This window comes from Paenibacillus sp. RC67, from assembly GCF_030020805.1.
In the GTDB taxonomy this organism is placed as follows: Bacteria; Bacillota; Bacilli; order Paenibacillales; family NBRC-103111; genus Paenibacillus_S.
In genome coordinates this window covers 5,376,003-5,390,945 of sequence record NZ_CP125098.1, presented here as the reverse complement: position 1 = coordinate 5,390,945, position 14,943 = coordinate 5,376,003, and the positions used below count along the sequence as shown (strand labels likewise).

Annotated in this window: 16 protein-coding genes and 2 pseudogenes; 10 read left to right on the top strand and 8 right to left on the bottom strand. The window is 46.6% G+C overall.

Features of this window, described 5'->3' with window-relative positions; genetic code table 11:
- The first annotated feature begins 95 nt into the window (after positions 1–95).
- Positions 96–320 carry a hypothetical protein gene (locus tag QMA13_RS24555; RefSeq protein WP_282936349.1) on the top strand — a complete coding sequence of 75 codons (225 nt, stop codon included), beginning with the start codon at positions 96–98 and terminating at the stop codon, positions 318–320.
- 83 nt (positions 321–403) lie between these two features.
- Here the strand turns inward: QMA13_RS24555 and QMA13_RS24550 are convergent, their stop codons facing one another.
- Positions 404–928: a hypothetical protein gene (locus QMA13_RS24550; RefSeq protein ID WP_282936348.1), complete on the bottom strand. Its 525-nt coding sequence runs from the start codon at positions 926–928 to the stop codon at positions 404–406.
- Here QMA13_RS24550 and QMA13_RS24545 point away from each other — a divergent pair.
- The 6 genes from QMA13_RS24545 to QMA13_RS24520 all read left to right on the top strand — a co-directional run bounded on the left by QMA13_RS24545 (position 917) and on the right by QMA13_RS24520 (position 7,209).
- Entirely contained in the window at positions 917–1,942 is a 1,026-nt protein-coding gene (locus tag QMA13_RS24545) for a hypothetical protein (protein ID WP_282936347.1), read from the top strand. The two genes, QMA13_RS24550 and QMA13_RS24545, sit on opposite strands and share 12 nt — an antisense overlap.
- Complete coding sequence (locus tag QMA13_RS24540) at positions 1,918–3,456, top strand: hypothetical protein (RefSeq protein ID WP_282936346.1); 1,539 nt, start codon at positions 1,918–1,920, stop codon at positions 3,454–3,456. The genes QMA13_RS24545 and QMA13_RS24540 overlap by 25 nt, the downstream gene beginning before the upstream one ends.
- A gap of 395 nt (positions 3,457–3,851) precedes the next feature.
- On the top strand, positions 3,852–4,430 hold the full coding sequence (locus QMA13_RS24535; RefSeq protein ID WP_282936345.1) for a DUF1349 domain-containing protein: 579 nt from the start codon (positions 3,852–3,854) through the stop codon (positions 4,428–4,430).
- A gap of 407 nt (positions 4,431–4,837) precedes the next feature.
- Entirely contained in the window at positions 4,838–5,830 is a 993-nt protein-coding gene (gene mgrA / locus QMA13_RS24530) for an L-glyceraldehyde 3-phosphate reductase (protein WP_282936344.1), read from the top strand.
- Positions 5,831–6,372: 542 nt separating this feature from the next.
- Positions 6,373–6,792 (top strand): NAD(P)H-dependent flavin oxidoreductase, encoded by a 420-nt coding sequence (locus QMA13_RS24525; protein WP_282936343.1) that lies wholly within the window; start codon positions 6,373–6,375, stop codon positions 6,790–6,792.
- A 291-nt stretch (positions 6,793–7,083) separates the two neighbouring features.
- Positions 7,084–7,209 carry a hypothetical protein gene (locus QMA13_RS24520; protein WP_282936342.1) on the top strand — a complete coding sequence of 42 codons (126 nt, stop codon included), beginning with the start codon at positions 7,084–7,086 and terminating at the stop codon, positions 7,207–7,209.
- 94 nt (positions 7,210–7,303) lie between these two features.
- Here the strand turns inward: QMA13_RS24520 and QMA13_RS24515 are convergent, their stop codons facing one another.
- The 6 genes from QMA13_RS24515 to QMA13_RS24490 form a co-directional block, all read right to left on the bottom strand.
- On the bottom strand, positions 7,304–7,426 hold the full coding sequence (locus QMA13_RS24515; protein WP_282936341.1) for a sporulation protein YjcZ: 123 nt from the start codon (positions 7,424–7,426) through the stop codon (positions 7,304–7,306).
- 612 nt (positions 7,427–8,038) lie between these two features.
- Entirely contained in the window at positions 8,039–8,227 is a 189-nt protein-coding gene (locus tag QMA13_RS24510; RefSeq protein ID WP_282936340.1) for a hypothetical protein, read from the bottom strand.
- A 232-nt stretch (positions 8,228–8,459) separates the two neighbouring features.
- A complete protein-coding gene (locus QMA13_RS24505) occupies positions 8,460–8,762 on the bottom strand; it encodes an alpha/beta hydrolase (protein WP_282936339.1) in 303 nt (100 codons plus the stop codon).
- A gap of 261 nt (positions 8,763–9,023) precedes the next feature.
- Positions 9,024–9,896, bottom strand: a complete 873-nt coding sequence (locus QMA13_RS24500; RefSeq protein WP_282936338.1) for a LysR family transcriptional regulator — start codon at positions 9,894–9,896, stop codon at positions 9,024–9,026.
- 15 nt (positions 9,897–9,911) lie between these two features.
- On the bottom strand, positions 9,912–11,129 hold the full coding sequence (locus QMA13_RS24495; RefSeq protein WP_282936337.1) for an MFS transporter: 1,218 nt from the start codon (positions 11,127–11,129) through the stop codon (positions 9,912–9,914).
- Between the two features lie 81 nt (positions 11,130–11,210).
- Positions 11,211–11,873 carry a type 1 glutamine amidotransferase domain-containing protein gene (locus QMA13_RS24490; protein WP_282936336.1) on the bottom strand — a complete coding sequence of 221 codons (663 nt, stop codon included), beginning with the start codon at positions 11,871–11,873 and terminating at the stop codon, positions 11,211–11,213.
- Between the two features lie 495 nt (positions 11,874–12,368).
- On the opposite strand from QMA13_RS24490, the pseudogene QMA13_RS24485 reads away from it, so the two are divergent.
- Positions 12,369–12,943, top strand: a pseudogene (locus QMA13_RS24485) (class I SAM-dependent methyltransferase).
- A gap of 939 nt (positions 12,944–13,882) precedes the next feature.
- On the top strand, positions 13,883–14,095 hold the full coding sequence (locus QMA13_RS24480; protein ID WP_282936335.1) for a hypothetical protein: 213 nt from the start codon (positions 13,883–13,885) through the stop codon (positions 14,093–14,095).
- Positions 14,096–14,117: 22 nt separating this feature from the next.
- On the opposite strand, the gene QMA13_RS24475 is transcribed toward QMA13_RS24480, so the two are convergent.
- Complete coding sequence (locus tag QMA13_RS24475; RefSeq protein WP_282936334.1) at positions 14,118–14,297, bottom strand: hypothetical protein; 180 nt, start codon at positions 14,295–14,297, stop codon at positions 14,118–14,120.
- 21 nt (positions 14,298–14,318) lie between these two features.
- Between QMA13_RS24475 and QMA13_RS24470 the strand changes: the two are divergent.
- A pseudogene (locus QMA13_RS24470) lies at positions 14,319–14,794 on the top strand (ATP-binding cassette domain-containing protein); the annotation flags it as partial.
- Between the last annotated feature and the right edge of the window lie 149 nt (positions 14,795–14,943).

Sequence of the window (14,943 nt, the reverse complement as noted above, 5' to 3'; positions counted from 1 at the left end):
TGACACCCATCCTGGGACGAGTCCCGAGTGTCCTTGGCTGTCGCTGGAGGCGGTGAACCAGACAGTCCTTCAGCCGGGGGACCGGCTGCTGCTTCGTGCGGGCGGTTATTGGCATGGAATGCTCTCCCCCAAGGGCTCCGGTAGCGAAGGAAGGCCGATCGTTATCGATCGCTATGGAGAAGGCGGCAGGCCGATCATCGATGGGGCAGGGCTCGAAGGCGCGGTCGTCCGCCTGTTCAATCAGTCCTACGTGGAGATCCGCAACTTGGAGATCACGAACGACGCCGCGGAGGAAGGCGACCGCCGCGGGGTGGAGGTGAAGGCCGCGAACATCGGCATGATCTGCCATATCGTACTGCATGGGCTGGATATCCATCATATTCGGGGCATCGTAGGCAACCACCTAACCGCCAAGAAGACTTCGGGCATCTATATCGCGGTCACAGCCGATGACGAAGTGCCCACCCGTTTCAACCGGATCCATATCGAGAACTGCTCCCTCAGCCATATCGCGAATCAAGGGTTGGTGACAAACAATGAGGTGGCGCACAACGATTATCCCGGCACCGAAGCCTGGCACCGCCGGAAATTCACGGACCTCATCGTTCGCGGCAATACCCTGTCCTACATTACGAAGAATGCGATGATCATACGGCTTGCCGAAGGCGGAGTCATCGAGCACAACGTATGCTTCGAGACCGCAACCGCCATTACGGGCAACACGATGTTCTCGCGGAGCTGCGACGGGACGATTTTTCAATACAACGAAGGCTTCCTGAACCGTTCCCCGGACTATGACGGCAGCATGTACGATCCCGATTACAGCAGCCCCCGGACTGTCTGGCAGTATAGCTACAGCCACGATAACGCTCACGGGCTCATCTGGTTCTGTACATCCCCGGAGGACGAAGGCATTGTGGTTCGCCATAACGTCAGTCTCAACGACCGGAAGAACCTGATTTATTTCAATTATGCGTTTGCCGGTGCCTATGTGTATGATAACGTATTCTTTATCGGCAAGCACTGCTCCCCCACCATTATTCGGGAACGGGAAGGGCTCCGTCATACGTATTATTATCACAGCAACCGGATTGTGAACGGAAGTAAATCGACCACTTACGCGCTGTCACACGACGGAACAACCACCCGATATCTCAGTGAAAATGTTTTCCGCGGCCACCATCCGGCCGGTGAGCCTTCCAATGATCCGGCTGGGGCTCTGGAGGCGGTCTTGGAGCTATGGGCTGCCGAGGAGGCAAGCTGTCAACAAGATGCTGCTTGCTGGTCGGATATGGGCGCAGGCCAACGCCCTGCAGCTCCGTTCTCGGCCAACGTCCGCTGTGACCTCGATGATGCGCGGCCTGCGGAGGAATCGCCAGGCATCACCGCACTGCTCTCAAATGCACCGCCGAACGCCGGGCCAGTAGTCGAGCCCGTGATGACCGTGAACGGTCACCCTGTCTCAGCAGCCGAGTTCGCCCTGCTCCTGCAACGGCACAAGGGAGCCGTCATCCGCTACTTCAGGGACACCTATGGAATCCGGTACGGCAGCGGCTTCTGGACCGACTCCTGCGCCTTCTGCGGAGAATCTCCACTCCAACTGCTGAAGCAGAGGGCCGCCAAGGAGGCTATCCGCCGGAAGCTACAGCAGGCTGCACTGCAGCAAGGCGGCCACAATACTCTGATTGATCCGCTGGAGCGCAGGAGGGAGGAGAATGAATGCCGCTCTCAGTTAGCCGCTGCTGATCGAGTCGTTTATGGCCCTTTATTTTTCGATGAGTGGAGTCATTATGAGTATGCCTTCAGTTTGGACTGTATCGAGATTCGGCTGCAGCAGGAGAAGCATACCGAGGAAGCCTACCAGGCGTGGCTCGAGGAGGCTGTGGAGCAGGCGGATGTGCAACTGCTTCCCGGGGCATGGGAAGGAATTCAAGTTCAATAGGATGTAATGCGGAGATGCGACAATGCATGGAAATCAGCGAAGATAATTATTCTTGGGCGGAGTTGCCTGAATCCTCATCGCAGCTTCGATCGGAGCCGCGCTGCTGCGGCAGTCCCCCATCCAATCCAACCGAAGCCCAGGAGGCGCATAACGTGACGAATCCAACGAACCCGAATGCACCCGTAATACAATTTCAAACAAGCAAGATCAGCTCCCAGGTGAAGCCGGACCAGCCCTGGAAGGATTATGATACCCGTACCCTGGAGCATCCCTCGCGCGCCAGCTACGATGCCGACCTACTCGATCGCTTTGGCGGGATCACTGCACTGAGGCGCACAGCGAAGGGCTTCTTCTATGCCGAGCAGGTGAACGGCCGCTGGTGGCTCGTGGATCCTGAAGGGCATCTGTTCATCCATAAGGCCGTCGTCTCGGTCACTCCCGAGTCGTCGCCCAACAAGAAACGCGCTCTGCAGACGAAGTACGGGACGAAGGAGAAGTGGTCCGAGGATACCCTGCAGCTCCTGAGGAGCAACGGCTTCAACGGCACCGGCGCTTGGTCGGACACCGAGGCCATCCGCAAATCCAGCCAGCCCGTCGTCTACACACAGATGTGGAATTTCATGAGCTCATACGGCAAGGAGCGCGGAGGCACCTTCCAGCAGCCCGGCCATACCGGCTATCCGAACGATGCCATCTTCGTTTTCGATCCGCAATTTACGGAATTCGCGGACCGGTATGCGAAGCAGCTCGCCGCAATGAAGGACGATCCTTATTTGCTGGGCCACTTCTCGGACAATGAGCTGCCTTTTCCCGCCAACCTGCTGAATAAGTACTTAAGCCTCGATCCGAAAGATACCGGCTATAAGGCGGCTCTCGATTGGATCACGAAGCGCAAGAACGTTACAGCCGAGCAGTGGAACATATCGATGATCGATGACGCGGACCGTCAGCAGTTCATTGGGTACGTGGCGGACACGTACTACGGTATCGTCAGCCGTGCGATCAAGAAATACGACTCCAACCATATGTACCTTGGCTCCCGGATTCATACGGCCAAGGATAATTCTTACCTATTCCAGGCCGCGGGCAAATATATGGATGCTGTCAGCGTGAACTACTACGGAGTGTGGACGCCTATGGCAGCGAGCTTGAAAAACTGGTCGCAGTGGTCCGGCGACAAGCCGGTCATGATTACGGAGTGGTACACGAAGGGGATGGACACGGGGCTTCCGAATCGGTCCGGCGCCGGCTGGAATGTGAAGACGCAGGAGGACCGCGGCAAATTTTATCAGAACTTCACGCTGGCGCTACTCGAATCCAAGATCGTCGTCGGCTGGCACTGGTTTAAGTATATCGATAACGATCCCGAGGACTTAACGACGGATCCTTCCAACCGCGACTCGAATAAAGGCATCGTCACGATCCGGTATGAGCCTTACCTGCCGCTGCTGAACCGGATGAAGGTACTCAACGATAGCACTTACGATCTCATCGATTATTTCGATCATCATTAGCGTGCCCGATTTTATGTCTGCCGAATATATGAATGCCTTAAACTTTTACAAAATGCTGTATGATGAAAAGTTGATCAAATTTATTATGAAAACGAGTCAATCGGAGTATCCAATCTGACCAATCCACTGGTGTCTGATATACGTAATAAGAAGGGCGTAAAATTATCGACTATGATCGAAGATACCAGAATCAAATATATCACTGGCAAAATCAATGAGGACGGTTGGAAAAAGGCTATAGAAGCCCCAAGACAGCATAATCCTCCTTTCTAGTGTTTCATCATATCGTAGCGGGTTGCTACATTTTTGTTACTAAACAATAAATGGTTATGGAAGTTAGCTAAAAAGTAAAATCGGATTGAGGGAGTGATTTGGGAGATATCATCTTATCAAGCGTGGATATTGGAGACCCTTCGGTACAAGGTTGGTTAAAAAAGCAAGCCGGACGTCACGAAATCGTCGCTGGCACCGAAGATATATGGGGTGTGAGGGATCAGTTTCATTTTGCGTATACCCTTCATTCAGGTGATTTTGATTTTAAAGTCCGTTTGGAGTCGCTAGACATGCCTCACTTGTATACGAAGGCTGGTTTAATGGCTCGTGCAACTCTGGATGCCGACAGCCCTCACGTATATATGATGGTATTTCCTGATAATAGACCCCGCAACAAAAATAACGGAGGCTGCGAGTTTCAATTCCGTGAAGTAGCAGGCGGTGAGAATACTGCGATCTATCCGGATGATTATACAACGGAACCACCGGAATTCCCTGTCAGATATCCGAATACTTGGCTACGTTTGAAACGGAGTGGCGACGATTTTACGGCTTTTTACAGCTCAGGTGGTCAGTCTTGGAAGATATATACCCAAATTACGAAGAAGTTTTCTAAAAAAATATTTTTGGGTCTAGCCATTACTTCACATGCGCACGACGCGGCCACCACGGCTGTACTTAATGACATTTCTCTAGTATAACTAGAGGTCAAAACCAAAATCCTAGAATTAACTATTCATTTGAGCTTCTGTCCCATAGTTGAGGTGCACAAATACCAACTGGGAGTGTTACTCCGCCATTGTGCAAGGGAAAGGTTATAAGCAACGCGAAGTGTATTTTTTGCAACTGAATGAATGTAAGGTGTGGTTAAAGAGGACGTGGGGAACAAAGAAGGGAATTATATAGGTGATACTTTTAGGGGCGATTGGTCCCGTGTCGCTAGACAACTGTCGAGCATAAGAACACAGTCCGATTAGTCCCGCGTAAACTGCGGAAATTGGTAAAATTTGATTATATAAACCCCAACTTGTTGAATGGTTGATTGTCTTTGATAATTAGTTAGACGACATACAAACAATACTAGCAAATATGAAAGGGTCGTGATATCGTGCCTTATCAAGCAAACAAAGACCGCTACGGGTCCATGAAATATTTCCGCACTGGAAAATCCGGACTTAAACTACCCGGTATTTCGCTCGGTTTGTGGCATAATTTTGGGGGCGTTGATACGTTCGAAAATTCCCGAGCTATGCTGCTCCGCGCATTCGATCTTGGGATTACACATTTCGATTTGGCTAACAATTATGGGCCGCCTCCGGGATCTGCAGAAGAAACGCTCGGCGAAGTGCTGCGCAAGGATTTGAAACCTTTTCGGGACGAACTCATTATTTCGACGAAAGCCGGGTACTGGATGTGGGAAGGTCCTTACGGAGAATGGGGCTCGAAGAAGTATCTGGTCGCAAGCTTGGATCAAAGCTTAAAAAGGATGGGACTGGACTACGTCGATATTTTTTACTCTCATCGACCGGACCCGGAAACACCGCTGCAAGAAACGATGGCGGCGCTCGATCAAGTCGTTCGTCAAGGGAAAGCGCTTTATGCAGGCATTTCGAGCTACAGCGCCGAACAAACGGCCGAAGCGATTAAGATTTTGAAGCAGCTCGGCACGCCGATGCTCATTCATCAACCGTCCTACTCGATGCTCAATCGCTGGGTGGAAGACAAGCTACTTGATGTGCTTGAAGAGAACGGTGCAGGCAGCATCGCCTTCTGTCCGCTGGCTCAAGGGTTATTGACGAGTCGCTATTTATCGGGAGTTCCGAGCGATTCCAGAGCAGCGAAGCCAAACACGTTTCTTCGCAAGAACGACGTCAAGGAAGAAATAATCCAGAAGGTGTGGAAATTGAATGAGGTGGCGGCCGCTCGCGGACAAAGCCTTGCTCAAATGTCTCTTGCTTGGGTACTTCGCGGCGGTAGAGTAACATCTGCGCTGATCGGAGCGAGCAAAGTAAGCCAAATCGAAGAAAATGTTGCAGCTCTAAACAACCTTGAATTTAACGCCGAGGAATTGAAAAAAATAGATGACATTTTGAAATCGTAACCATCGCTCTACATAGGCTGTCACATAAGTGATATGCTCCCCTTTAAATAGACAGGTTTAATATAAGCCGCTACTTGAAGGGGGAGCTCTCTTTGTCAAAAAAAATGAGTATGCGCTCAAGAGAAATTTGCCGAAATGCAAGGAAATCGAAGGGGAATATTTAGAGATCGAATTTCTTCTTTACGTCCGTCAAGGCAAACTTTATGCCTTGACAGGCTCTCTTTTGGCAACTTTCCCGAGCGTTGCTGCAAGAAGTGCATGTGAATGTTGGTTCCGATAATTGTAAGCGTCAAACCAATCCCACTTGTTGGTAGGCAAAGCAATCCCTCATAATGAATCCATCAGTCCTTGCTAAACCGTGCCACTTGTGTCATCTTCTCAAGCCGACCCTTCTTTTAGTGTATATGAAATTGATTTAAGAGTTTACACAAAATATTTTACAGATTCCTCAATAGTAGCTCGTGAAGCTACTTGTAAAAATATCGTTTAAAGATTCCTATCCAACATTAATTTGGAGGCAAAAGTTTTTCGTTTGCGGGATCATGGACGGACGCGGGCTTGTCGCCGCGCTTGCGCTAGGGGCCCAAGTTGTACAAATGAGCACTCGTTTTTTGACCTCGATCGAATCCGGTGCTCATGAAGCCTATCAGAAAATATTGCTCTCCGGCAATGAGGAAAGCACGGTCATCACGAAGGCTTTTTCCGGTCGTCCGGCCAGAGGGGTGAAAAACTCTTTTATCGAGATGTGGGATAAGAGAGGCATCGAGCCGCTTCAGTTTCCGACGCAGAATACGGCGACAAGGGATACTCGAAACGCGGCGTCAAGGCAAAATAACCCGGATTTTATGTCATTGTGGGCTGGGCAAGGGTTGAGGATGTTGACATCCGATCAAAGCGCAGCAAGAATCGTGGAAGAAACCATTCATCAAGCCCAATCGATTCTTCTTAATACCAATCATTAGTCGTTGAGATTTATCAAGAACGTTCAGAAGCACCCAAGCCAGAAAATCTCTCGCATCGTCAGATGAACGAATTGGAGCACTCCTTCCTGTCCAATGACACAAATGAACCTATATTACATATAGGAGAAAAGCTTGAGGAATCAGGCTTTTCATTTTTATGTAGGGAGATTTGTGTCATTTTAAAATGCACAAATCTCCCTACATTGTCGACTCGTGACACAAATCTCTCTACATTGCAGCGAAGTATAGTTGCTCATGTTAAATTAAAATAAAGTATTTCGACTAGACAACATGAACGACAAACTGAAACAACGGTATGTGGAAGAGAAGCATCAGGAGCCAGTTTCTGATGCTACCAATCAAAAAAACCACTATCATCGGGTGGATGATGAAATGGCTTTGAATAGTTTGAACTAAGCTGGAGGAAGTGGTGGTCGGAAGACTGCCGGTCAGAAAGTCGAGTAAAAAAAATAACCATGCTCCAATGAAACGGAGCATGGTTATTGGGAAATTAGTAAAGCCAGCTACGGCTAATAATGACCAAGAGAATAAAAAGTACCAAGATGACGCCAACACTAGTAAAGGCACCGCCACAACTAAATCCACCACCTACACCGCCTAATCCAAGTCCCATTGTTATGTCCTCCTTTCAAAAATGAATTTGAAATTAGGGAGTTTGTTTTATCCCAAGTTCAAGATATGTCGTTCCAGATTGGTTTGTTTGTACGTATGTACTTAGGGTATAAATATGGTCGATTCACATATGACTAATTTGGCGCATACCTAATTATTTCATCATAACCTGTGTAGCAGCACAATATGGAAAATGGTGTATAACATAATAAAGTGATGAAACGCCACATCGCCTGCCTCTAAGGCCAATACCCCTTGAAAGTGTACTTACCACTGGTTGTGAACCGGTGGTTCTTCCATTAGGATAGTTTCAATGAAATTGTATGAATGCTTTTATAAATATTGCACACAAATAGGAATAGACCCGGTGCTGGAACTAAACGGTAATAAAAAGAGGGTATACAGTCATCATTACCTTAACCAAGAACCGATGAAACCCTTGCATTTATACAAGATAAATTGATGTAACTCTTTATAGTAGAGATTAAAAAATGGGCAATAGATGTTTCTATATGATCCTAATCGGTTATTGGAAAACGAAACGCTCACCATAACTGATGATGTCGCAATAACGTTAAGTCCCAGGGTTTCTACCGAATTTAAAAACAAAAAGTCATTGATTCTGTTTTCCACCTTTTAAGGGGGGGCCAATTGACACAAATGTACCTAGATTACGTATCGGAGAAAAGCTTGCTGCTGCGAAACTGACCCAATGCTTGATTTCAGGGTAATCTGCACGAATGGCATCTGCAAGGTTAATTCCGAATAGCGCGATATTGAAGGGCATTTTTTGGTCGTTCATCCTCAGAGAAAAAGATTGCAGGCAGATGTACTGCTAAAGGTGTACTATAGTTCAATCACGACATGACGGCAGCCGGCATACGATCGGCTGCCTTTGTCTGTTGAAGTAACGGGAGGATAATGTAGCTATTATGAGTAGCCACTAGTACCTTTTTGAACGATCTTTCGTCTAAATTACAACAGATTAAAAATTTAGAAGGAGTGTTAAAGAAATGAAGAAGTTTATTTTAGGTTTAACTTGTTCCTTCCTTTAAATCCAGCGTATGATCTAGCCAATTGAATAGGTGATGATTGAACAGCAGCAGCGCTCCATAATGACAATGCTCTCCAGCACCCTCATAAGCAGTGAATTTCATATAGGATTTCGGACAAGTAAGTGCATCATAAAGCTGCTGGGGCTGGCCAGCGAAGAAGTGATCATCTTCAGCCTCGCATACCAGTGTGGGGCACTTAATTTTATCGGCCACACCTTCCAATGTAAAGGGCTCCGTTTTTTCGACGAGGTCAATAAGAGAGTCTGCTTTATACGTATACATCCCGTTCTCGACAGCCTTTAAATTAAGAAAGACGCCCGACGAGGCGTCTTTCGCTCTTTTGATATTACGGCGAATCGTACCATAAGCAGCGACAACTTTTGTTAAAAAACTTAATTTACATGGACCTTAGTAGACATATCGACTTTGTTAGATCATTGAAATACATACTGTGTTCCAAAAAAAATTTCTAGCTGATATGAGACTTTGAAGGCCTAGTTTGATAAGCGATTAGCCTTTTTCCTGCTTGGAAGAAGTGCATAATCAAACTGTCTTTTTCAGCGTTTCAATCAATGTCTTCAGATGGAGGGAATTCTGGTTTTTCATCTGGTACCCCAAGTACAGGTTGTTATGAACGGTACAAGCCGGGTATATTATCTTTACCTTGTTCCTAAATAAATGGTCATCCAGCATGAATGTAGGAAGCAAGCTGATTCCTGCGCCGTGCTCGATGGCCTGTAGCACGCTGTGCAAATCGGGCACGACGTGTGTTGGATGCGTTTGTGGACGCTTCTGGAAATGCTCCCGCCAAAAGCGGCGGATGATGGGTAAATCCAAGTCATAACTGATCCAAGGCTGGGAGCATAACCACGCTTCATAAGACTCCTTGTCTTCAAAGACTGGTTCCGCGTAATCGGGAGGTGCCACTAACGCAAACTCCTCTTGCATGTACGGGATATATTCGATTCCAGGGGCAGTAAGCTTTTTCGACATGATGATGATGTCTACCTTTTCCTCAAGCAGCCATTCAAGCAGCTTGGAAGCGACGCCGAGATAGGCAATGACACGCATCTGGTAGCTGCCGATATGCGGAGCGATATGTTCCCGAAAAAACTCATGCGCAGACCCAATTCGAAGTATGGGTAAAGAAGTGAACGCGTTCGTCTTGAGGGTTTGCGAGGTTTCCTCCAACGCTTCGATAAGCGGAACCACCTGTGTGTATAGTGCTTTGCCTCTCTCCGTCGGAATCATTTTCCGGGGAGCTCGTGTAAACAAAGGTTCACCCACCTCTGCTTCCAGGGAAGCCAGATGCTGACTCATGGCTGGCTGGGTCATCATCCTTGTTCTGGCGGCTTCCGACACGGAGCTATGCTTGTAAATGCTTATAAAGCTTCGGTACCATTCAAAGTCCACCATGTGCGCGATCCTCTCTTAACTGAGACGTTTCTGTTGCTTTCCTCCCCATATCGCAAACAAAATTCCTATGACAGTCACGAGCGAGGCAACCCAAGGTACGGCAGGGAGCCCTTCAGCAAAGCCTGAATCAATGACGATACCCCCGATATACGCTCCAAGTGCATTACCCAGATTAAAAGCCGCAATGTTCAATGTCGAAGCCAGTGTAGGGGCTTCCTTCGCTGTGTTCAGCATGTGGAGCTGCAGACCAGGGACGGTGCCGAATGCTGCGACTCCCAATATGAAAACAGTGATCAAGGTAAGGATCTTATTTTGATCCGTGAAACTAAATATGGCCAGTATAATCGCCAGCGCGACAAGTGTCCCAATCAGGGAGGGGAACAGGCGGCGGTCGGCCAATTTGCCTCCATAAATATTCCCAATGGTAATCCCGACGCCGAACAGGACGAGGATGTATGAAACAGAGCTAGGTGAGAAGCCCGTGATATCTGTCAGGATTGGCGAAATGTAAGTAAAAGCTGTAAATACGCCACCAAACCCGAATACGGTCATCAGCAATGCGACATGAACCGCCGGACGTTTGAGCACTCCGAGCTCTTTTCGCAGATTGGAGGTTGCACTGGCGACCTTCGGAACGAGTAAGACAATCCCGACCAGTGCAACGATCCCAATGATCGTGATTGCCCAGAAAGTAGAGCGCCAGCCGTATGCTTGTCCCAGAAACGTTCCCAACGGTACACCTAATATATTAGCCAGTGTCAGTCCGGTAAACATGATAGCGATGGCACCTGCGCGTTTTTCCTTGGGAACCAGCTCAGCAGCAATGACCGAGCCAACTCCGAAGAACGATCCGTGGGTAAGTGCAGCCAAGATGCGAGCCAGCATCAAAACCGTATAATTCGGTGCGAGAGCGGCAAGCGCATTTCCCGCGATAAATAAAATCATGAGGAATAATAAAAGTGCTTTGCGCGGCATTCGGTGGGTAGCGATCGTGATAAAGGGGGCACCGATGGCAACTCCCAACGCATAGCCCGTAATAAGGAAACCGGCCATGGGAATAGAGACATTCAGACTGGTTGCCACTTCAGAGAGCAGCCCCATAATGATGAATTCGGTCATCCCGATAGCAAATGCCCCAAGTGTAAGCGCGTATAAGGCGAGATTTGATCCTTTGCGATCGGCCTGTACTTGTTCAGAATGAAAGGCCCTATTTTCTGTTACCATGGTATTCAATACCCCTCCTTTTGTATAAAGAAAATAATAAATGAATATGGAAGGAGGCTGATAAACTTCATCTATCAGCCTCAAGTAGTATTAATTGCCTAATTTGCTCAATACTGCTTTTGTGACAGCGAGCGTAGATTGAGGATTTTGTCCGGTAATCAGGTTGCCGTCGACTTCTACATGAGTATTCCAGTTTGGCGCCGCTACAAAAATGGCACCCAGATCACGGATTTTGCTCTCCAAGAGGAATGGTAGGTAAGAGCCCAAGCCTGTCGCTGCTTCTTCTCTGTCAGTGAAAGCATTCACACGCTTGCCTGCGATTAGCGGCTGTCCATTGGATAAAGTCGCGCCAACGAGACCGGCAGGACCATGGCAAACAGCGGCGACGGTTTTTCCAGCTTCGTAAAATTCACGAAGCAATTGCTGGAGCTTTTTGTTTTCTGGCAGATCGAACATCGTGCCATGACCGCCAGGAAGGAAAATCACTTGAAATCCTTCCTCCGTTACATCATCCAGCTTTTTGGTGTTTTCCAGATGCTTGGCAGCGTCCGAGATTTCTTGCGGTGTTTGGTCGCCCACGCTGCTTGGGTCGATCGGGGCAGTTCCTCCCTTTGGGCTTGCTACTGTGATTTCATAGCCGTATTCTTGGAAGGCCAGATATGCCTCCGCGAACTCCGATAGCCAGATTCCTGTCTTCTTGCCTTCCTGCATATCTGTATGACTGGTGACAACCATTAAGATTTGTTTTCCCATATATATTGCCTCCTATTCTTTTGAACTTTGGTTACAGGTGTTATTCTACGCCCGTAGTATCGATAAAACAAATTATGTTTTATGTGTATATGTATAAATAAATTTATATCGTGGATGCGGAATAAAAGAAGTGGTGTTTGGAGACAAGGCGAAACTAGCTGTCAGGAGCTTTGGATACCAACTAACTGAAGTTTCAGCAGCTACAGCTGACGCATTGTATCGGGAAACGAAGGATGGATCTAGTATCACAGTGGCAGAATGAAGGAGGGGAAATCGTCAACATGGAATCAGGTGCTTTTTATGCCGCATCCGAGGTTTGTGGTGTGTAATAAACCACCGCGACGTTTGGTGTTTTTTTGTTGTCAATCGGAATTTTGACAAGAACATTATCTCTTTCCTGACGAGTCTCTTTGAAGTGAAAATGACGTTATACTAATTTTAAAATATTGGGTTGTGATTATTGTGCTTAGTCAAAAATAGGAATTAAGAGTTGTTATTGGTTCGGGACAATACAATAATAATCCTGAGTGGATACAAACTCAGGAGTCGGAATTAAATTTGATAAGGCGAAACGATTGGGTAAATCGATTTTTACCAAATATGATTTCTGCAAGATTGGCAGAGCATGTATGGGAACACTTAAATTATGAAGAGGGAATTGAAGCCGCAATGATTTGGTTTGAATTTCTTAAAGCCCAGCGGTTATGTGCGATGTGCAGTTCCTGACGGTTTTTTTCCAGATGAAAATTATCAAAATGGAGTGCAAGAAGGTGGACCTGGCCCCGCAGACCATCCAGCAGCTAGCCATAAAATTGTACATAACTATAAGACTTTATCTTCAAAGTTTGAATCAGCTGGATTTGAAGTTAATTTATTGGAATATTGTGATGAATATGTGGTGTTTCATTATCAAGAATGGGATGGAAAAAGGTTATATATACCATTCCAAACGGTTTGACCACAGAGATAAGGATGTTAGTCTAGGTTTTGTTTCTCTTATCATTGATGCTAGAAAGCCACAAAGCCACAAAGCCATTAAAAGAAAACTCGTGCTTTATGTGATGCATTGAAAATTATTCTTCTAAATAAACAAGAAATATTCTTGGACCCTTCATTTCTGGGAATCAATATTGGCCCATCAGAAGTAGAAAAATTATGGAGAGATAATCAAGCAGATGATTATGTAGTTACTCCAACTCGAATTAATCTTGAAACTTAACAGTCTAGAATTAGCTTTTAATTGCAATGATTAGTTAACCTAATGCAGAACGCTAGTTCAATACAGCAGATTAAAACCTCTCATTAGAAGAAAACCTAGATTTAATAGGACTAATGGGAGATTTTATTATGAATATAAGTCAATTGTGGAAACAATTCGATGCTGCCTCGAATAAACAGGGAAAGCGAATAAGACTGTATAAGAGAGGAACAAGCCTGTGGGAGCAAACTCAAAAGGAAAACGGAAATTAGAGTACAGCGGCAAAGATATTATTGGAATGTCCAAGAAGATGACGAAGATTATGGAAGAATTAATCTTAGTATTGTTTCAGAAGATAAGAAATTAATTGTTTCATATCATGTAGCGCAGTCAGACCATTATAAGACACCACATATATTCCTATTCGAATCGACTATCCAGGTCGTATTGAGGTTCAGGGAGAGGGAATCATTCATCTAAGCCAGTTGGAAGCATACAATTTATTTTCTTCGGAATGTTACACACTATAGAAGCACACATAAACCCTTCAAGAATGAGGGGATTTGGTCTGTTTTGTTGCTTTACAATACTTCAACATCGAGTGTGTACAACCGTAAGCGTAAAACCCTACACACCATCAAGAACTCAAATTTACGTGAAAGAATGTGAGCAGCCTAATCCAATCGGAGGTTGCCCTATGACCACTAAAGAACAGCGTCGCCAAGAATGGACAGCCCGTATCGCGGACTACAAAGCAAGTGGGCTTACAATGTCAGCGTGATGCGATGCACATCATGTTACAAAAGAGCAGTTGAAGTATTGGCTCCGCCAACTTGAAGGAGTTCTTTCCGAGGTCGTAACTGCCCCCACACACTGGGTGCCGCTAACAGTTGCTGATCCCATTCAATTTACCAACCATGCTTCCCTTGTCGTTTACATCGGTTCAGCCCATATTGAGATCCGCCCTGGCTTTGACCCAAGGCTGCTAAGAGAATTCGTACAAGCTCTGGAAGCACCATGCTAACATTATCCGGTGTCCAGCCCGTCTATCTTGCGTCTGGATCAACAGATCTGCGCAAGTCCATCGACGGATTAGCCGCCATCGTTGTCTCGCAGGTCGTTACTAATTTTGCAATAACATTTCCCGCATTTTTGGGTGTACTCCAACCTTTGATGAGTGGAGAAAGTGGAGCCATCAGATGGAGCATGACAAATTCTGTGAGCATATTAGCTGATGTCTTTCAAAGCAGCAAAGTCATTTTTTCCGGGGAACGATCCGGGATAACTTGCTAAAGGATGGTGAGGACCATTCTGACGGCGACCTGTTGGATATCCTCGCTAAAGTGTAATTGCCGACCACTTCATTAACGGACCCCGTGTACGAAAAGGGAGAAAATTTATCGGATGGCGAAAAACAGCGCTTAGCCCTGGCGCGGGCCATGCTTCGCAATGGAAAGCTATGGCTGTTGGATGAACCGACATCTTCGCTGGACTATGTGACAGAGCAACGTGTTTTGACAAACCTATACGAACAAGCATCCGAAGATACGCTTCTGCTAATCTGTCACCGGCTTAATGGCTTGGAAGGAATGGACAGAATTGTGGTCGTGGAGCAAGGAAGAGTGATCGAATCGGGATCGTATTCAGAGTTGATGGAGAAAAAAGCTATTTTTATAAGATGAAACAAGTTGAGTTACAATTAATCGGCGAAACGGGGGACTAAGCTTTTAATTTCTGATTTTTTATTGAATACGGAACACGTAATAACACTCGATCCGGTATATATGCCAATAATGTCAATAATTTATTACGGCGACCAATTAAATATGTCTTAAAAAGATCTATAATATGTCATTGACACTGAATGGTCAT

Coding starts and splice junctions, on each gene's coding strand:
- QMA13_RS24550 (WP_282936348.1), bottom strand. CDS start 928: ATGGCGAACCACAATGCCTTCGTCCTCCGGGGATGTACAGAACCAGAT.
- QMA13_RS24540 (WP_282936346.1), top strand. CDS start 1,918: ATGGGAAGGAATTCAAGTTCAATAGGATGTAATGCGGAGATGCGACAA.
- QMA13_RS24525 (WP_282936343.1), top strand. CDS start 6,373: ATGGACGGACGCGGGCTTGTCGCCGCGCTTGCGCTAGGGGCCCAAGTT.
- QMA13_RS24520 (WP_282936342.1), top strand. CDS start 7,084: ATGAACGACAAACTGAAACAACGGTATGTGGAAGAGAAGCATCAGGAG.
- QMA13_RS24515 (WP_282936341.1), bottom strand. CDS start 7,426: ATGGGACTTGGATTAGGCGGTGTAGGTGGTGGATTTAGTTGTGGCGGT.
- QMA13_RS24510 (WP_282936340.1), bottom strand. CDS start 8,227: ATGAACGACCAAAAAATGCCCTTCAATATCGCGCTATTCGGAATTAAC.
- QMA13_RS24505 (WP_282936339.1), bottom strand. CDS start 8,762: ATGTATACGTATAAAGCAGACTCTCTTATTGACCTCGTCGAAAAAACG.
- QMA13_RS24500 (WP_282936338.1), bottom strand. CDS start 9,896: ATGGTGGACTTTGAATGGTACCGAAGCTTTATAAGCATTTACAAGCAT.
- QMA13_RS24490 (WP_282936336.1), bottom strand. CDS start 11,873: ATGGGAAAACAAATCTTAATGGTTGTCACCAGTCATACAGATATGCAG.
- QMA13_RS24475 (WP_282936334.1), bottom strand. CDS start 14,297: ATGCTCACAGAATTTGTCATGCTCCATCTGATGGCTCCACTTTCTCCA.